Origin of the sequence: Pseudacidovorax intermedius, from assembly GCF_001476815.1 — a bacterium.
Taxonomy (GTDB): domain Bacteria; phylum Pseudomonadota; class Gammaproteobacteria; order Burkholderiales; family Burkholderiaceae_C; genus Xenophilus; species Xenophilus intermedius_A.
The window spans coordinates 1-18,539 of sequence record NZ_LDSL01000080.1; the positions used below are offsets into that span (position 1 = coordinate 1).

An 18,539-nucleotide genomic window follows, 5' to 3' on the forward strand; every position below is an offset into this window, starting at 1 on the left:
AGCCCGATGCCGCCGCCGGCGACCAGGCCTGGCGCCTGCGCGCCGACCTGCGCAATGCCCAGCCCGGGCCATGGGACCAGAAGCGCCTGCCGCTGCAGGGCCTGCGCGCGCGCATCGCCTATGCCGGTCCGGCCGACGGCACCGTGCGGGTGGACGAGGCCCACATCGAAGCCGCCCACGGCCGCATCGACGCCCAGGGCAGCTGGAAGCCCGCGCCGGCTCCCTGGCAGGTGCAAGCCCGCATCGAGGGCGTGCGCCCGGGCGAACTGCACACCGCGCTCGACGGCGGCGCCATCAGCGGCACCGCCACCGCCCGGCAGGAAGGCGACCTGCTGCGCTTCGACACCGACCTGCGCGCCCAGGGCCGCGCCAGCGCCCAGGGCCTGGACGGCTTCGGCCTGGAGCGCCTGCTGGCCCGCGGCCAGTACGACCTGCGCACGCAGGTGGCCGACGTGCCCACGCTGCGCGTCGAGGCCGAAGGCGCCAGCATCGAGGGCCAGGTGCGCGGCCGCATCGCCGAGCAGGCTGGCAGCGGCGACCTGCGCCTGGTGCTGCCCGGCGCACGCGCCCGGCTGCAGGCCGACATGGCGCCCACGCGCGGCAAGGGCCAGGCCGACGTGGAACTGCAGGACAGCGCCCGCCTGCTGGCCTGGCTGCGCAAGCTGCCGGGCCTGGCGAACGTGGGCCAGGGCCTGGCGGCCGAAGGCGGTGCCCGCCTGGACGCGCGCTGGAACGGCGGCTGGCGCACCTTCCAGGAGCGCCTGGCCAAGCCCACCGCGCCCCTGCCGCGCGGCACGGCCGAGCCCACGGTGCAGGCGAAGCTCAGCACCCCGCAGCTGCTGATCAGGCCCGGCTCCGCAGCCGATGGCACGCGGCCCGCGCCCATCCAGCTCACCGGCCTGAACGCCAGCGTCGACGGCAGCCTGGCCCGCGCCAGCCTGGCCCTCGCCGGCGAGCTGCGCCAGGGCGAGCGCCGCGCCCGGCTGGACACCGCCGCCACCGGCGGCCTGGAAGCCGCCGGCCAGTGGCGCGTGGCCCTGGCCAGGCTGCGGGCCGACGTGGACGACACCGGCCAGCGCGGCGCCACCCCCTGGGTGCTCGAACTCGGCCAGCCTTTCGAAACGCAGGTGCGCCAGTCCGGCGGCCGGCTGCAGGTCGAGGCCGGCGCCGGCAGCGCCACCGTGCGCGGGCCCGTGCCCGGCACCGTGCGCCTGAGCTGGGAGCCGCTGCGCCTGGCCACCGGCGGCGGCGCCGTGCAACTGCAGACCAAGGGTCGCCTGCAGGGCCTGCCCATGGCCTGGAGCCGCGCCTTCGGCGGCGACACCAGCCTGCGCGAGCTGGGCATCAGCGGCGACCTGGTGTTCGACGGCGACTGGGACATCGCCGCCCTCGATCAACTGCGTGCCCGCGTGCGCCTGGGCCGCGCCAGCGGCGACCTGCGCGTGCAGGCCGGCGAGGCCGCGCTGGTGCGCCGGCTCGAAAGCCACGGCACCGGCGCCCCCAGCGAGATCAAGACCGACTCCAGCGACAGCGCGCCCTCGACCCCCGCCGGCCTGCGCCGCGCCGAACTGCGGCTGGACGCCGACGGCGACACCGTGCGCGCCAACCTGGACTGGGACAGCGAACGGGCCGGCCGCATCCAGGCCAATGCCTCCACCCGCCTGGCGCGCCAGGGCGACGGCTGGCAATGGCCGTCCGACGCACCGCTGGCCGGCCGGCTGCAGGCCAGCCTGCCGCAGCTGGGCGTGTGGTCCATGCTGGCGCCGCCGGGCTGGCGCGTCGCCGGCACGCTGGAAGCCGACGCCACCCTCGGCGGCCAGCGCAACGACCCGCGCTGGACCGGCAAGGTCAGCGCCGACCAGCTGGCGCTGAAGGCCGCCGTGGAAGGCCTGGACCTGCGCGACGGCCGCCTGCGCGCCACGCTGGCCGGCAACCGCGTGACCATCGACGAATTCCGCCTGCAGGGCGGCACCGGCAGCAGCGTGCGCATTCCCGGGCGCAGCGGCAACCTGAGCACCGCGGCCAGCCAGGCCGCGCAGGACGGCGGCAGCCTGTCCATGACCGGCAGCCTGGGCTGGGGCCCGGCCGGCAACGACCGCTCCGGCCTGTCGATGGACCTGCGCGGCGAGATCCGCAGCCTGCGCGCCCTGGTGCGCTCCGACCGGCAGCTCACGCTGTCAGGCCAGATGCAGGCCGGCCTGCGGGACGGCCAGATCCGGGTGCGCGGCCAGCTCACGGCCGACCGCGCCGTCATCATCCTGCCCGACGAAAGCGCGCCCAGCCTGGGCAGCGACGTGGTGGTGCATTCGGCCGTGCGCGACGCGCTGGCGCGCAAGAAGGCCGAGGCCGCCGAGGCCTCGCCGCAGCAGGCCACGCTGGCCAAACCGCCGGACATCCAGGTCGGCTTCGACCTGGGCCGCGACTTCGCGGTGCAGGGCCGCGGCATCACCACGCGGCTGGAGGGCGCGCTCGACATCCGCGTCAGCAGCATGACGGCGCCGCCGCGCGTGACGGGCGAGATCCGCACCGTGCAGGGCCAGTACCGCGCCTACGGCCAGGCGCTGGACGTGGAAAGCGGCGTGATCCGCTTCAACGGCCAGGCGGAGAATCCGCAGCTGGACATCCTGGCGCTGCGGCCCAACATCGCGCAGCGGGCGGGCGTGCAGATCACCGGCACGGCGCAGGCGCCGCGGGTCAAGCTGTATTCCGACCCGCCGCTGTCCGACGCCGAGGTGCTGTCGTGGGTGGTGCTGGGCCGGGCCTCGGCCGCCAGCGGCGGCGAGGCGCTGCTGATGCAGCAGGCCGCCCTGGCCCTGCTCGGCCGCCTGGGCGCGGGCGGCGACAGCGGCAGCCTGGCCAGCCGCTTCGGGCTGGACGAGATCGGCTTCAAGGGCGGCGGCAACGGCGACGTGGCCGGCTCGGCCATCACGCTGGGCAAGCGGCTGTCCGACGCCTTCTACGTGACCTACGAACGCAGCCTCGCGGGCACCGTGGGCACGCTGTACTTCTTCTACGACCTCACGCGCAACCTGACGCTGCGCGGGGAGGCGGGCCTTCAGAGCGGGGTGGACCTGATCTACACCGTGAAGTACGACTGACGCCCGTCCGGCACGCATCCAGCGGGGCGGCGGCTTCGTAGAAGCGGCATGGCCGCCGATCCGCCCCCCTCCTCCCTGCCGCCGGATGGCGCGGCGCAGCTTGCCGGCGCCGGGGCGGCCGTCGCGCCGCTGCCGCCGCGCCGGCTGCTGTGGGCCAACCTGATCTGGACGCAGGCCGCCTGGTTCGCCGCGGTGCTGGGCGCGGCCCACGGCCGGCCGGTGCTGGGCAGCCTGCCGGTGCTGGCGGGGCTGGGCTGGCACCTGGCCACGGTGCGGCGGCCGGGGCCGGAACTGCGGCTGGTGCTGTGCGCCACGCTGCTGGGCACGCTGGCCGATGCGGTGCCCGTGCAGCTGGGCGCGGTGGCCTATGCCCACGGGCAGTGGAACGCTGCGCTGCCGCCCTTCTGGCTGAGCGGGTTGTGGGCGGCCTTCGCCACCTCGCTCAACCTCACCCTGCGCTGGCTGCATGGCCGGCCCTGGCTGGCGGCGCTGCTGGGTGCGGTGGCGGGGCCGCTGGCCTTCTCTTCGGGCGTGCGGCTGGGCGGGGCGCAGTTCGTCGATGCGCCGCTGGCGCTGGGCTGGCTGGCGCTGGAATGGGCGCTGCTGCTGCCCCTGCTGTGCTGGCTGGGACAGCGCCTCGACGGCGCGGCGGGGCCGGCCACGGTGCGGGCGGCCTGAGCGCTCGCCGGCCTACAGCAGCCGCACCATGAAGCGCGCCGCGGCGTCGTAGCTCGCCAGCTTGGGCGCCAGCGCGGGCACCGCGCGCACCGCGAAGCCCTGCCGGCCCCAGAAGGCGGCCGAGCCGTTCACGGCCACGAGGGCCATCTCGCGGCAGGCCGCGCCGCGGGCCTGTGCCGCCAGCAGCGCGACGGCCTCGCCGGCAGCCCCCTGGCCCCTCGCCGCGGGCAGCAGGGCCAGGTCGTGCAGGTAGTAGGCGGGGGCCGACACGGGGAGCCGGCGCAGCAGCGTGTCCAGCGCGGGGGCTGCATCGGCCTGCCACGGATGGCTCAGCACATAGCCGGCGAGCGCGCCGCCGGCCGCCTCCAGGCACAGGCAGCCGGCGCCGAAGAGCGCGATGCGCTCGGCGAACACGGCCTCGCGTTCGGGATAGCCGGGATGCACCAGCGCCGCGATGCCGAGCACCGCCGCCAGGTCGCTGCGAAGCATCGGCCGCCACCGCATCGGCGGCGACGGCACGGACGAAGAAGACGCGGAGGACACGGAGGGCAAGGACGGAGGCAGGCGCGGCACGTCGGACATGAGCCGAGCATAGACAGGCCCGCACCGTCACCGGAGCGACACGCGCCGCCCCTCCAATCCGGCGCATGTGTTCCACCGTCCATCCGGCGAGGCCATGAGCCGCGGCATCCACTGGCTGCTGGCGGCGCAGTTCGTCTCGGGCCTGGCTGACAGCGCACTGCTGGTGGTGGCCATCGCCCGGCTGGTGGAGGCGGCGGCGCCGGCCTGGATGGCGCCGATGCTCAAGTTCTGCTTCACGCTGGCCTATGTGCTGCTGGCGCCCTGGGTGGGCGCGCTGGCCGACCGCTGGCCCAAGGCACGGGTGATGCTGGCCGCCAACCTGCTCAAGGCGGCGGCGGCCTGCGGCATGCTGCTGGGGCTGCATCCGCTGGCGGCCTTCGCGCTGGCGGGCCTGGGCGCGGCCTGCTATTCGCCGGCCAAGTACGGCCTCGTCACCGAGCAGGTGGCCCCCGCCGAGCTGGTGCGCGCCAATGGCTGGATCGAGGTCAGCACCGTCTGCGCCATCGTGCTGGGCACCGGCCTGGGCGGTCTGCTGGTCAGCGATGCCGTGCCCGACGGCGACGGCGCCCTGGCCGCCGTGCTGGCCGCCTACGGCCTGGCGGGCCTGCTCAACCTGCGGATTCCGCGCGGCGTGGCGCATGGCGCGCCCGTCGGCTGGGCGCCGGCCGCGCTGGTCGGCCGCTTCAGGGTGGCCAACGGCCTGCTGTGGCGCGATGCGAAGGGCGGGCTGTCGCTGGCCATCACCACGCTTTTCTGGGGCGCGGGCGCCACGCTGCAGCTGGTGGTGCTGGCCTGGGCGCAGGACGCGCTGGGCCTGGGGCTGGACCAGGCCGCCTACCTGCAGGCCGTGGTGGCGCTGGGCATCGTGGCCGGCGCGGCGCTGGCCGGCTGGCGGGTGCCGCTGCACCAGGCCACCCGCGTGCTGCCGCTGGGCGTGCTGATGGGCGCCGGCGTGCCCCTGATGCTGGGCGTGCAGGCCCTGCCGGCCGCCGTGCTGCTGCTGGCGCTCATCGGCCTGCTGGCCGGCCTGCTGGTGGTGCCGATGAATGCGCTGCTCCAGCACCGCGGCCACGTGCTGCTGCGGCCGGGCGAATCCATCGCGGTGCAGAACTTCAACGAGAACCTCGGCGTGCTGCTGATGCTGGGGCTGTACGCCGCGCTGCTCGCGCTGGGCCAGTCCACCGCCCTGCTCGCCGGCGCGCTGGGCGCCTGCGTGGCGCTGGGCACGCTGGCGGCCGCGGCCCTGCATGCGCGGCGCATGGCCGCCATCGCCGCGGCCGGCGGCGCGGCCGGCGCACCGACCCTGTCCACCCCTGCCACCACCCCCCGGAACCTGCCATGAAACTGCTGATCGTCTCGGATGCCTGGGAGCCCCAGGTCAACGGCGTCGTGCGCACCCTCAAGATGACGCGCCGCGAGCTGCAGCGCCTGGGCGTGGAGGTGCACGTGCTCTCGCCGCTGGACTTCCGCTCGGTGCCCTGCCCCACCTATCCGGAGATTTCGCTGGCGCTGACCTCGCGCGCCGGCGTGGCCCGTCGCATCGACGCCATCGACCCCGACTGCCTGCACATCGCCACCGAAGGCCCGCTGGGCTGGGCGGCGCGCGGCATCGCCATCCGGCGCGGCTGGCCCTTCACCACGGCCTACCACAGCCGCTTTCCGGAATACGTGCATGCCCGCGTGCGGCTGCCGCTGGCCTGGAGCTATGCGGTGCTGCGCCGCTTCCACAACGCTGCGCGTGCCACGCTGGCGCCCACGCCCGCCATCGTGGACGACCTGCGGCAGCGCGGCTTCACGCAGGCGCGGCTGTGGTCGCGCGGCGTCAACCTGGCGGCGATGCATCCCGACGGCCCGCGCATGGAACGGCCGGCCGAACCGGTCTTCCTGTACGTGGGCCGCATCGCGGTGGAGAAGCAGGTACACCGGTTCCTCGAACTCGACCTGCCCGGCCAGAAATGGGTGGCCGGCGAAGGCCCGGAACTCGCCCGGCTCAAGGCGCGCTTCCCCGAGGCCCGCTGGCTGGGCCTGCTGGACGTGGAGGCGCTCGCCAGCCTGTACCGCACGGCCGACGTGACCGTCTTCCCCAGCGTGACCGACACCTTCGGTCTGGTGATGGCCGAGTCCATGGCCTGCGGCACGCCGGTGGCCGCCTATCCAGTGCCCGGCCCCATCGACGTGGTGGGCCCGGATTCGCCCGGCGGCGTGCTCGACGAGGACCTGCGCGCCGCCTGCCTGGCCGCGCTGCACAAGCCGCGCGACAGCGTGCGCCGCTTCGCCGAGCGCTACAGCTGGCCGGCCGCCACGCGGCAGATGCTGCAGGCGCTGGCGCCGCGGCGCGGCGACAAGGCAGCCCCGCTCGCCGAGGCCGAGCGCATCGCCGGATCGGCCGCGCCGGCCGCCTGCGCCGACGCCGACGGCGCCGGCCGTGCCCCGCTCGCCACGGCCACGGCCACCGCCTGAACCGCCCGCACGGAGACACCGCCATGAAGATCACCGTCGTCGGTGCCGGCTACGTCGGCCTGGCCAATGCCGTGATGCTGGCGCGCCGGCACCATGTGGTGGTGCTCGACACCGACGCCCGCAAGGTCGAGGCCCTGCGCGCGCGCCGCAGCCCCATCGTCGATGCCGAACTGCAGGACTGGCTGGCCGGCGGCGGCCTCGACCTGCAGGCCACGCAGGACCGGCACCTGGCCTATGCCGGCGCCGACGTGGTGATCGTCGCCACGCCCACCGACTACGACCCGCGCGCCAACCACTTCGACACCCGCAGCGTCGACGCGGTGACGGCCGAGGCGCACGCGGCCTGCCCGGATGCGCTGGTGGTCATCAAGTCCACCGTGCCCGTGGGCCACACCCAGGCGCTGCGCACGCGCCTGGGCAGCGAGCGGATCGTGTTCGCGCCCGAGTTCCTGCGCGAGGGCCGGGCGCTGCACGACAGCCTGCATCCCTCGCGCATCGTGGTCGGCGACCGTGGGCCCCTCGGCCAGCGGGTGGCGGCGCTGCTGCGCGAAGGCGCGCTGGCCGGCGAGGTGGCGATGCTGCTGACCGGCAGCGCCGAGGCCGAGGCCATCAAGCTCTTCGCCAACACCTACCTGGCCATGCGCGTGGCCTACTTCAACGAGCTGGACACCTATGCCCTGAGCCACGGCCTGGACACCGGCCAGATCATCACCGGCGTGGGCCTGGACCCGCGCGTCGGCCTTCACTACAACAACCCCAGCTTCGGCTACGGTGGCTACTGCCTGCCCAAGGACACGCAGCAGCTGCTGGCCAACTATGCGGACGTGCCGCAGAACCTGATCCAGGCCATCGTCACCGCCAACACCACGCGCAAGGACTTCCTGGCGCAGGACATCCTGGCGCGCCGGCCGCGGTCGGTGGGCATCTACCGGCTGACCATGAAGGCCGGCTCGGACAACTTCCGCACCAGCAGCGTGCAGGGCGTCATGAAGCGCATCAAGGCCAAGGGCGTGCCGGTGACGGTGTACGAACCCACGCTGGCCGACGACCACTTCTTCGGCTCGCCGGTGGTGCGCGACCTGGCCCGCTTCAAGGCCGGTGCCGACCTTATCCTCGCCAACCGGCGCACGGCCGAGCTGGAGGATGTGCAGGAACGGGTGTACACGCGGGATCTGTTCGGGGCGGATTGAAAAGGCGCGGGCCTGGCTTGCACAAGAGTGCCTCTTCGGCACTCACCATATCTCTCTTCATGGCCTTGCCCGGAAGGGGAGAGCGAAGACAGCCGCCGTTACAGCAGGCGATGCCGTGCAACGCGACCGGGCGGCCCCTTGCTGCTGCTCGCTGCACCAATTAGAAATTCGCCGCCGAAATTTCAATCGCAACAAATTGATTGCCAATTGTTAATTCTCTTTCCGACAATTGTGAACGGCCAATTTTGAATTCGGACATGCTGTTGTCATCCGAATTTCCGACCATGCCTTTCGCACCCAACACTCCCTTCCCGCATTCACATGATTTCGAGATCCCGAAATTCCGGAGAACGCACCGCCCGCGTCCAAATCGATTACGACATCGAAATGTATGGCCAGCAGCAAAGCGTCGAATTGCCCTTCGTCATGGGGGTGATGGCGGATTTGAGCGGCCACGGCGGCGCATTCCTGCCGCCTCTGGACGAGCGCAGCTTCGTCGACATCGACGCCAGCAATTTCGACCACTGCATGCGCGACATCGGTCCGACGCTGGCCCTGCAGGTGCCCGACCACCTCGGCGGCCAGCCCGCCATGCAGGTGGACCTGTCCTTCGGCCGCATCGACGACTTCCGCCCCGACGCCGTCGCCCGGCAGGTGCCGGCCCTGGCCCGCCTGCTGCGCGCCCGCGAACAGCTGGCGCTGCTGTTGACCTACATGGACGGCAAGGCCGGCGCCGAACAGCTGCTCAACCAGCTGATCCACGACCGCGACCTGCTGGCCGCCACCGCCGCCGAACCCGACGAGGCCCCGGCCCTGCCCGCTGCCGAGGTGCGCGCATGACCGCCGCTACCGCCCTGGCCGGCGCCGCGTCCGCCACCGTGGCCACGCCCGGCGCCCTCGCCGTCGGCCAGCCCCTGCGCCAGCAGCTCGAGCGCGAATTCCGCCCCCGCAACGACGTCGCCCGCCAGCTGGTGCAGGACGGCGTGCGCACCCTGGCGCGCACGCTGCTCGCCCAGGGCGGCAACGAGGTGGATGGCGACGCCGCCCAGGTCATCCGCGCCACCATCGCGCACCTGGACAGCACGCTGTCGCGCCAGCTCAACGACATCATCCACCAGCCGGAATTCCAGCGACTCGAAGGCAGCTGGCGCGGCCTGCACCACCTGGTGTTCGGCAGCCAGACCTCGCGCCAGCTCAAGATCCGCGTGCTGGACGTGTCCAAGTCCGAGTTGGGCCGCAGCCTGGCCGCCTACCGCGGCGAGACCTTCGACCAGAGCCCGCTGTTCAAGCGCGTCTACGACGACGAGTTCGGCCAGTTCGGCGGCGAGCCCTACGGCTGCCTGATCGGCGACTACGCCTTCGACCATTCGATGGAGGACGTCAACCTGCTGCGCGGCATCGCCCGCGTGGTGGCCAGCGCCCACTGTCCCTTCATCACCGCCGCCAGCCCGTCGATGATGCAGATGGAGAGCTGGTCCGAGCTCGCCAATCCGCGGGACCTGGCCAGCATCCTGAACACCCCGGAGTTCGCGGCCTGGCAGGCGCTGCGCAAATCCTCCGACGCGCGCTACGTCGCCCTCACGCTGCCGCGCTTCGCGGCCCGACCCACCTACGGCACCGGCGGCGAGACCTTGGCCGCCTTCGCCTTCGAGGAAGACCTGTCGCGCGGTGCGCAGGCCATCGTCTGGAGCAACGCCGCCTACGCCATGGGCGTGAACGTCAACCGCGCCTTCGCCACCTACGGCTGGTGCTCGCGCATCCGCGGCGTCGAGTCCGGCGGGCTGGTGGAGAACCTGCCCATGCTGCAGCTGCGCGACCGTCCCGGTGCCGTGCGCCTGGGCATTCCGACCGAGATCGCGATCTCCGACCGCCGCGAGGCCGAGCTGTCGCGCGCCGGCTTCATGCCGCTGATCTACCGCAAGAACAGCAACGTGGCCGCCTTCATCGGTGCCCGCACCATCCATTCGCCGCCCGACTACGGCGACGAGAGCGCCAACGAGAACGCCGAGCTGTCGGCGCGGCTGCCCTACGTGTTCGCCGTCTCCCGCTTCGCCCACTACCTCAAGTGCATCGGCCGCGACAAGGTGGGCAGCTTCCAGTCGCGCGAGGCCATCCAGCGCTGGTTCAAGGCCTGGATCATGCGCTACGTGGACGGCGACCCGTCGATCTCCTCCGAGGACGTCAAGGCGCGCCGCCCGCTGGCCGCCGCCGAGGTGACGGTGGACGAGATCGCCGGCGAACCCGGCCACTACTACACGACCTTCCACCTGCGGCCGCACTACCAGCTCGAAGGGCTGACGGTGTCGCTGCGCCTGGTGGGCCGCGTGCCCCTGGCCAATGCGGAGTCGGCCACCGGCACCGCCGCAGGCGAGACGGGCGACGCGGCGGCCGAGGAAGGCCCCGCGACCGCGGAGGCCGCCCCGGCCGCCGCTGCGGGCTGAGGCACCGGCCCCGGCACGGGCAACGCGCGCCGGCCGCCCTTGGGCGGGCCGGCGGGCAGCGCGCTGCGGGCGCGCAGGCAACGGCCGTCCCTGCGCCTGCGCGCCTGTTTTTTCAATTCCCTTTTTTCTCAACCCAACGGAAACCTGAAACATGGCAAAAGTCGACTATTGGCTGGAAATTCACGGCGTCGAAGGCGAATCGCACGACGAGCAATTGGGCAATGACGCCATCCAGATCGAAAGCTGGAATTGGGGCGAGCGCAATGCCGGCTCCTGGGCCATCAATTCCGGCGGCGGCCGGGGCAAGGTGGACATGCGCGATTTCCAGTTCTCGATGTGGTTCAACAAGGCCTCGCCGAAATTGTTCGTGCTGTGCGCCACCGGCGAGCACATTCCCGAGGCCAAGCTGATCTGCCGCAAGTCCGGCGGTGGCCAGCAGGACTTCCTGACCATCCAGTTCAAGCAGGTGCTGGTGTCCTCCTTCGAAACGCAGGGCGGCGAGGACGAGAACGTCCACCCGATCAACACCATCGGCTTCAACTTCGAATCGATCGAGATCGACTACCACGAGCAGAGCGCGGACGGCACCGTGGGCGCCACCATCAGCGCCGGCTACGACCTCAAGAAGAACCACAAGATTTGACCGGGTCCGACCTCGCGCCGCGCCGACCGGTCTTCGCCACCATGGGACACACCGACCTCCAGGCCCCCAGCCTCGCCATCTGCGCCGCGCTGGAGCAGGACATGCGCTTCGGCCGCTTGCAGATCGAGGCCAGCGACCCGGTGCACGAGGACCTGCTGGCCGGCGCCCGCAGCGGACAGGACGCCCGCGCGCACTGGGACGCCATCGCAGCCCAGGCGCGCCTGCTCGCCCAGGCCCATGCGGACGTGCGGCTGCACGTGCTGCTCTACCGCGCCGAACTGGCGCAGCGCGGCCTGCTGCCAGCCGCCCAGCGCCTGGCCGCGCTGGGCCGCGCCGCCGCGGCCACCGAGCCGGCGGCCGCCGACGACACCGCCCGCGAGGCCGCCGCCGCGGCCCTGGCCTATTTCTTCAGCGAGGCCCACCTGCGCGAGTTGCAGGCGTCCCGCTTCGAGGCCGACGCGCCGGCCGTGCGCACCGTGCTGGCCCTGCAGGCCGCCCCGGCGCCGGCCACCGCCGCCGAGCGCGGCAAGGCACGCGCCGCCGCGCCCGGCAGCGCCGCGGCCTCCGCCGAGGCTTCGCGCACCGACGTCGCCACCTGGCTCGCCCAGCAGCGCGACCTGCTGCCGCGCCTCAAGGGCATGCGCGAGGCCCTGCGCGCACTGGCGCGCAGCCATGGGCACTGCGCCACGCTGCGCGCCATGCTGCGCAAGGAACGGGTCGGCGCCTGGCTGGGCCGGCTCGACGCCGCGCTGCTGGCCCTGGGCGCCGTGGCGCAGCCCGACCCGGTGATCGGCCTGGTCGGCCGCGTCGGTGCGGACGGTGCCGCCGCGCACGGCACCGACACGCAGACAACCGCTGCCGCGACGTCCCCCGGCCCCGGCGCGCCGCAGGCCGTCGGCACCATCGTGCTCGACCCCGAGAAAATGCGCCGCGTCGACGTGGTCGCCCTCATCCAGATCGCCAACCGCTGGTTCGCGCAGAACGAGCCCGGCAGTCCCGCGCCCTACTTCCTGGCCCGCGCCCTGGCGCTCATGAACGCGGACTTCCAGGAGATCGTGCGCAACCTCATGCCCGAGGCCCTGCCCCAGTTCAACAAGCTGGCCGGGCTGGGGGATCGTTCATGAACCGCCGGCCATCGGCCGCCGCCCGCCCGGCCGCGGACCGCCCCGCGCCCAGCGCCGCCCGCTGGCTCGGCGTGGCCGACGGCGGCCTGGACCTGCCGCAGCGCATCGCCCGCGACGTGGAGGAACTGCTCAACCACCTGTGCCCGCGCCCCGGCGGTGCGGCCGCCCCCGACGGCGCCTCGGTGCTCGACTGGGGCCTGCCCAGCTGCGTCGGCCGCACGGTGGACGAGGCTTTCCTGCGCGATCTCGCCGCCCGCGTCGCCGCCGCGCTGACGCACTTCGAGCCGCGGCTGGTGCCCGGCTCCATCGAGGTCGTGCCGCAGGCGGGCGCCAAGCACGTGCAGAGCCGCTGCGCCCTGGCCCTGCGCGCCCGGCTGCGCACGCCGGCAGCGGCGCGCGGCGGCGCGCCCGAACTGGACTGGGCGATCCAGGTCGACGCGCACCATGGCCGCGTCCTCGTCCAGGCCGGCGGCGCCGGTGCGCGCGGCCCGCGCTGAACGTCACCGCCTCGTCCATGCATCGCGAACTGTTGCAGGCCTATCACCGCGAGCTGCGCTGGCTGCGCGAGTCGGCCCAGGACTTCGGCCGCGCCCATCCGCAATTCGCCGCGCGCCTGGGCCTGCAGGACGGCGAGTCGCGCGAACCGCACATCGAGCGCCTGCTCGAAGGCGTGGCCTTCCTCACCGCCCGCACGGCCTGCCGCGTGGACGCCGAATACGACCGCCTGGCGCAGGACCTGGCCCAGGCCGTCGCGCCGGACCTGCTGTGCCCCCTGCCCTCGGGCAGCCTGCTGCAGTTCAAGCCGCTGCCCACCCTGCAGCCGCGCACGCGCAGCGTGATCCCGCGCCACAGCGCCCTGCGCTACCAGCTCGACGATGGCCGCGACCTGCACTTCCACACCCTGCGCGAGGTGGAACTGCGCCCGCTCGCCCTGGCGCTGCTGCCCCCACCCTCGCGCGCCGACATCGCGTGCGCCCTGCAGGACGCCGGGGCCCAGGGCGCCCCCGCCGAGCTGGTGCATGCCCAGGCCGTGCGCGTGGTGCTGCGCACCGCGCCCGGCCGGCCGCTGCGCGAGGCCGCCGGGCCCACGCTCGACCTGCAGTGCTGCGGCCCGCAGGCGCACTGGCTGTGGAACTTCCTGTCCCGGCCCGACCTGACGCTGCTGACCCTGTCCCCCGACGGCGGCGCCGCGCGCACCGTGCAGCGCGAAGCCGCGCTGCAGCCCGCCGGCTGGGCCGACGACGAGGCCATGCTGCCCGTGGACTGCGCCCTGCCCAGCGCCGTGCGCCTGCTGCGGGAGGCCCAGCTGTGGCCGCAGCGCTTCCTCGCGCTGCGCCTGGAACGGCTGCAGCAGCACCTGGCGGGCTGGGGCGGCGACGCCCTGGAGCTGTGGTGGCTGGCGCCCGAGCCCGGCCCCGCGCCCGCCCTGGCTGCCGAGGACCTGCGGCTGTTCTGCTGCCCCGCCGTGGGCCTGGCGCGCCGACGCTGCGAGCCCATCGTGCCCGGGCCGCTGCAGGCCGACTATCCGCTGCGGCTGCCCGAAGCCGGCGGCGGCGCGCCCGCCATCGTGGCAGTGGACCAGGTCGACTTCCGCAGCGCCCGCGGCGGCACGCAGCGCCTGCTGCCGCTGGCGGGCCTGCACCTCGGCGACACGGCGGACGAGGACGCCGCCGCCCCCACCTACGCCGTGCGGCGCGAGCCGCGCTGGCAGGGCACCACGGCCGGCGCGGGCACGCAGGACGCGATGGACTGGTGCATCGCGCCGGCCCTCGACCTGCCCACCGGGGACGCCGGCCACGACATGCTGCTGGTCTCGGTCTGGACCGCCCAGCCGGTGGACGGCCTGCAGCCCGACGACGCCCGCCGCTGGCGCCTCGACGAGGTCGCGGCCGTGCAGGGCGTGGCCGGCGTGGGCGCGCCGGTGAGCGCGCAGGGCCAGCCCATGCTGGCCGCCGATCGGCTGCTGCGGGCCCTGCACTGGCGCATCGACCGCTTCCAGGCCCTGCCGCCGGAGGCCTTCGCGCAGCAGCTCAAGGCCTGGCTCGGCCTCTTCTGCCGGCCGCAGCGCCTGCCCGGGCTGCTGGCCGTCACGCTGGCCAGCAGCATCCGCCGCGTGCCGGCCGAACGGGTGCACGTGCATGCGCGCGGCTGGCAGTTGCGCGCCGAGGTGGATGCGCGCACCGCCCACGACCCCGCCTTCGGCCTGTGGCCGCAGTTGCTGGCCGCCGTCATTCAGCGGCAGCTGCCCGGCAATGCCTTCGTGGAGTGCCTTTTCCTGCACGAGGGCCAGACCGTGCGCCAGGGGCTGGTGTGGCCATGAGTTCCCTGCTCCCGGCCCGCGCCGTCGACGCCTGGCTGCGCACGCTCGAAGGCCGCACCGGCCGGCGCATCGGCACCGAGTCGCCCGGCGCCTCGGGCCTGCGGCTACGCCAGCGGCCCGGCTTCGACGAGGAGCCGCGCGCCTTTTGGCACGACGCCGGCCCGCATGGGCCGGCCGAGCTCGTCTCCGGCCACTACGGCCTGCTGGCCCCCGCCGGCCCCATGCCCGACGGGCTGACCGAAGCCGTGCTGCACGCGCCCGACGGTGCCGAGGTGGCCGCCTTCCTCGACATGCTGGTGCAGCGCCTGGCCCAGCTGCACTACCGTGCCTGGGCCCGGCTGCGGCCCGAATGCGAGGCCCGGCATGCCGACGACCGCTTCCTTCAACTGCTGCAGCTGCTGGCGGGCGGCGACTTCTTCGCACCCCACCTGTCGTCAGCGCCGCCGGCGGCCGACGCGCTGCCGGCCCTGGCGCACCGACTGTTCGGCCTGGCCGTGCAGGTCCGCCGGCCGGCCGTCGCCTGGCAGCCCAACCCGCAGCCCATCGCGCTGCGGCAGGTGCGGCTGGGCCGCCAGCGCATCGGCCGCCGCGTGCCGCTCGGCGGCGCCCAGCACGGCAGCGTCCAACTGGAGGTGCTGGCCCGCGACGCGGCGCAGTATGGCGGCCTTCGCCAGCCGGAAGACGGCCGCCTGCGCGGCCTGCTGGCCCTGGCCCGCCAGTGCCTGGGCGCCCATGCCACGGTGCAGCTGCGCGTCGTGCCGCCCCGGCCCTGGCCGGCGGCGCGCCTGGGCCGTTCGGCCCTCGGCCGCTCGCGCCTCCACCGGCCAGGCGCAGCGGGCGCGCCGGCCGATTCCCCCTCGTCCCCATGAAGAAACTCACTCTCCGCTTCGGCGTGCCCGGCGTGTTCGCGCCCGATGACGGTGTGCTCGTCCACAGCGCCCGGCTGCACGAGGCCCTCAACGAAGTGCCGCGCGCCGAGCTGGAACTGCTGGTGCAGCCGGCCCTGGCGCCCGATGCGCTCTCGCTCCCCCGCTGGCCCGGCGCCCAGGGCGTGCTGCACTGGGCCGAGGGCGCACCGGGCAGCGGCGCGGGGCGGGTGTTCGCCGGCGTGGTGGACGAGGCGCGCACGCTGCTGGACGGCGAGGGCCGCGTCACCCGCATCGCCCTGCGCCTGCAGGCCTGGCCCGCCGCCGCCGGCGGCCGCAGCCATGCCCGGCGTCACCAGTTTTATGAAGGCCGCAGCAGCCTCGAGATGGCCGAAAGCGTGTTCTGCGCCGCCGGCGGCGTGTTCGAACGGGCGCCCGCGGTGCGCAGCGACGCGCGCGCCTACGAGGTGCAGTACGCCGAGTCGGACGCCGACTTCGCCCTGCGCGTGCTCGGCGAGGACGGCCTGGCCTGCACCATTGCGCCCGACTGGTCCGGCGCCGCCTTCCCGCCCCAGCCCGTGGCGCTGCGCATGCGGGTGTGCGACGCCCTGCGCGACCTGCCCGCGCCGGCCGATGCCGACGGGCTGCTGCCCCACCGCCCGGTGCAGGCGCTCGCGCTGGACGCCCGCCACGGCATCGAGATGCTCACGCAGGCGCGCCGCCGCGGGCCGGGCGAAGTGGCGCTCGCCGCCGTGCTGCCCCAGCAGCCCAACGTGGACCTGCGCGTGTCCGCCAGCCAAGCGGACGACGCGCATTGCTGGGTGGACGTCGCCACCCTCGGCCCCGCCCGCACGCGCCAGCAACTGGATCGCGAGGCCGAGGCCGCCGTGGCCGCGCCGCGCGCCGTGACGCAGCACTTCGCCACCGCGCTGCCCTGGGTGCGCGCCGGCCTGCGCGCGCAGCTGCAGGCCGCCGGCACGACGCAGAACGTGGCGCTGGTGGCCGCGCAGCTCGACTTCGGCCGTGACACGCTGGGCGAATGGCTGCTGTCCACCCAGGCCACGGCCCTCGACCTGCATGCCGCCTGGCGGCCCGTGCCGCCGCCGCGGCCGGTGCTGCCCAGCCTGCTCTACGGCACCGTGCTCGATGCCGCGGCCCAGCCCGCGCCAGCGCGCCAGCACGCCGAGCCCGACAGCCAGGTGCACACCGACGGCCAGGGCCGCGTGCGGGTGCGCATCGCCTGGCACACCCAGGCACGACGCGAGGAAAACGCCGACAGCAGCATCTGGCTGCGGGTGATGACGCCCTGGGCCGGCCACGGCGCCGGCTTCTTCGCGCTGCCGCGGGCCGGGCAGGAGGTGCTGGTCGGCTTCATCCAGGGCGACGCCGCGCAGCCGGTGGTGCTGGGCGCGCTCTATGCCGAGGTGGCCGAAGGCGGCGCCACGCCGCCCTGGCCGACCGCTGGCGGCGAGCACTGGGTGGGCGTGGGCACCCGCACCGACACCGGCCATGCGCAGCACCTGCGGCTCTCCGGCGACCCGGCGCGGCCGCAGGTCGAACTGCATGCCGCGCGCGACCTGGCGGTGGACACGGGCCGCGACATCGGCATGAAGGCCGGCCGGCACATCGACGGCCGGGCCGCCGACTCGGTCTCGCTGCAGGCGGCACGCGACGTGGACCTGCGCGCGGGCGCGGACGGCAGCTTCCAGGCGGCCACCGAGCTGCGCGTGGAGGCGCCGACCGTCAAGGTGCTGTCCACCACGAAGAACGACACGACGACGGGGGTCAGCTACAAGACCTCGAACACCAACTACGCGTCCTACATCCACGCCTTCGACGCCACGGCCTTCAAACAGAGCGTGATCGGGGACGAGATCAAGCTCGCCGCGCTCACGCATCAGGCGCGTGGGGCCAACACGGACCTCAACGGCCGGAAGATGGAAGTCACCATCGTCAAGGACGTGAAGGAGCTCCAGGAGTCGAAGTTCGTCGCGACGCTGGTCGAGTCGGTGGCCACCCTGCTGCACGAGGCAGGGCTGATCAACGAGACCTCGGGGGCCAAACTCAAGACCGCGGCGACGGACGTCAAGACGGGTGGCCCGAGCACCGACAGCTCGGCCATCCACACCATCCTGTAGCCCGCGCATGGCCAGAACCTCCCTGCCCCAATGCGCGGGCCTGCTCACCCATCCCTTCCAGATCGGCGGCGAGCGCCGGCTGGGGGCCGCCGTGACCGTGGCCTTCTCGCTCCGGCAACCCCATGAGCTTCGGGCCCAGGCAGAGCTGTGGCCGGCGCTCGCCCCCTGGCTGCCCGACATCGGCGCCCTCGACGCCGGCCTGCCCAAGCCCGGCGGCGAATGGCTGCTGGCCGGCACCAGCCATGCGCCGGGCGCACAGCCCATGGCCGGCTGGCAGGCCGCCGTCGCCCTTGGCCGCAGCCGCAAGACGCTGCAACTGCATGGCCCGCGCACGGCCGCCGCCGGCCCCGGTGCGACGGCCGCCACTGCGCAGCCGGTGCGCAGCGTGCCGGTGCGCTGGCCCCTGGCCTGGGGCGGCCCCGAGGTGGCCGAGAACCCGCAGGGCTGCGGCAGCCGCGCCGCGGCCGATGCCGGTGCGCAGGGCCCGCAGGTCGAACTGCCCGCCCATCCCTGGCGCGGGCCCGACCTGTCCTGCGTGCCGGCCGGCACCCTGCCGCTGCCCCTCACGCACCCGGCCCGCCAGCCGCGCGGCGGCCTCGTGACGCCCGACTACCTGGACACGGCCTTCCCCGGCCACCCCGCCGGCACCGACCGCGACGGCTTCCGCCTGGCGCCGCTCGACCAGCGCATCGACACGCCCTGGACCGGCGACGAGGCCTTCATGCTCACCCACTGGCATCCCGACCATCCCCGCCTTGCCGGCCGCCTGCCCGGCCTGCGCGCCGTGCTGCACGTCGGCGGGGAAGAAGACGCAGAGGCCGGCGACGGCGGCCTGCGCCCCGTGCCGCTGGCGCTGAGCACGGTCTGGTTCTTCCCCGACCTGCTCACCGGCGTGCTGGTGTTCCATGGCGACGTGCCGGTGACGCAGCTCGACGGCGCCGACGTCCAGCGGCAGATCGTGGGCCTGGAGGCCCTGGGCGCGCCGGCCCGGCCCGTGGC

At 74.3% G+C, this 18,539-nt stretch carries 15 protein-coding genes; 14 read left to right on the forward strand and 1 reads right to left on the reverse strand.

The features are described 5' to 3' along the window. Positions 1–3,098: translocation/assembly module TamB domain-containing protein (locus tag NS331_RS13635; RefSeq protein ID WP_058642530.1), on the forward strand; the 3,098-nt coding region annotated here is incomplete at its 5' end. 48 nt (positions 3,099–3,146) lie between these two features. Further along, a complete protein-coding gene (locus NS331_RS13640) occupies positions 3,147–3,776 on the forward strand; it encodes a DUF2878 domain-containing protein (protein WP_082702455.1) in 630 nt (209 codons plus the stop codon). 12 nt (positions 3,777–3,788) lie between these two features. Here NS331_RS13640 and NS331_RS13645 read toward each other — a convergent pair whose 3' ends face one another. Next, a complete protein-coding gene (locus NS331_RS13645; RefSeq protein ID WP_193758106.1) occupies positions 3,789–4,265 on the reverse strand; it encodes a GNAT family N-acetyltransferase in 477 nt (158 codons plus the stop codon). A 187-nt stretch (positions 4,266–4,452) separates the two neighbouring features. Between NS331_RS13645 and lplT the strand changes: the two genes are divergently transcribed. The 12 genes from lplT to NS331_RS13705 all read left to right on the forward strand — a co-directional run. Further along, positions 4,453–5,700, forward strand: a complete 1,248-nt coding sequence (gene lplT / locus NS331_RS13650) for a lysophospholipid transporter LplT (RefSeq protein WP_082702456.1) — start codon at positions 4,453–4,455, stop codon at positions 5,698–5,700. Beyond that, complete coding sequence (locus NS331_RS13655; protein WP_058642532.1) at positions 5,697–6,818, forward strand: glycosyltransferase family 4 protein; 1,122 nt, start codon at positions 5,697–5,699, stop codon at positions 6,816–6,818. The genes lplT and NS331_RS13655 overlap by 4 nt, the downstream gene beginning before the upstream one ends. Positions 6,819–6,841: 23 nt before the next feature. After that, the gene (locus NS331_RS13660) at positions 6,842–8,008 is read left to right on the forward strand and encodes a nucleotide sugar dehydrogenase (RefSeq protein ID WP_058642533.1); all 1,167 of its coding nucleotides are present in this window, start codon (positions 6,842–6,844) and stop codon (positions 8,006–8,008) included. Between the two features lie 321 nt (positions 8,009–8,329). After that, positions 8,330–8,848, forward strand: coding sequence for a type VI secretion system contractile sheath small subunit (gene tssB, locus NS331_RS13665; RefSeq protein ID WP_058642534.1), 519 nt, complete (start codon positions 8,330–8,332; stop codon positions 8,846–8,848). After that, positions 8,845–10,449, forward strand: a complete 1,605-nt coding sequence (gene tssC / locus NS331_RS13670; RefSeq protein WP_058642535.1) for a type VI secretion system contractile sheath large subunit — start codon at positions 8,845–8,847, stop codon at positions 10,447–10,449. Before tssB ends, tssC begins: the two co-directional genes overlap by 4 nt. A 151-nt stretch (positions 10,450–10,600) precedes the next feature. After that, entirely contained in the window at positions 10,601–11,092 is a 492-nt protein-coding gene (locus NS331_RS13675) for an Hcp family type VI secretion system effector (protein WP_058642536.1), read from the forward strand. 41 nt (positions 11,093–11,133) lie between these two features. Next, positions 11,134–12,216 (forward strand): hypothetical protein, encoded by a 1,083-nt coding sequence (locus tag NS331_RS13680; RefSeq protein ID WP_153012844.1) that lies wholly within the window; start codon positions 11,134–11,136, stop codon positions 12,214–12,216. Then, positions 12,213–12,713 carry a GPW/gp25 family protein gene (locus NS331_RS13685; RefSeq protein ID WP_058642538.1) on the forward strand — a complete coding sequence of 167 codons (501 nt, stop codon included), beginning with the start codon at positions 12,213–12,215 and terminating at the stop codon, positions 12,711–12,713. Before NS331_RS13680 ends, NS331_RS13685 begins: the two co-directional genes overlap by 4 nt. A 17-nt stretch (positions 12,714–12,730) precedes the next feature. After that, entirely contained in the window at positions 12,731–14,536 is a 1,806-nt protein-coding gene (locus NS331_RS13690; protein WP_058642539.1) for a type VI secretion system baseplate subunit TssF, read from the forward strand. Continuing rightward, positions 14,533–15,405 carry a type VI secretion system baseplate subunit TssG gene (locus NS331_RS13695; protein WP_058642540.1) on the forward strand — a complete coding sequence of 291 codons (873 nt, stop codon included), beginning with the start codon at positions 14,533–14,535 and terminating at the stop codon, positions 15,403–15,405. Before NS331_RS13690 ends, NS331_RS13695 begins: the two co-directional genes overlap by 4 nt. Continuing rightward, positions 15,402–17,540 (forward strand): type VI secretion system Vgr family protein, encoded by a 2,139-nt coding sequence (locus NS331_RS13700; protein ID WP_058642541.1) that lies wholly within the window; start codon positions 15,402–15,404, stop codon positions 17,538–17,540. Before NS331_RS13695 ends, NS331_RS13700 begins: the two co-directional genes overlap by 4 nt. A gap of 7 nt (positions 17,541–17,547) precedes the next feature. Then, on the forward strand, positions 17,548–18,539 hold a 992-nt coding region (locus tag NS331_RS13705), incomplete at its 3' end, for a DUF2169 domain-containing protein (RefSeq protein ID WP_153012845.1).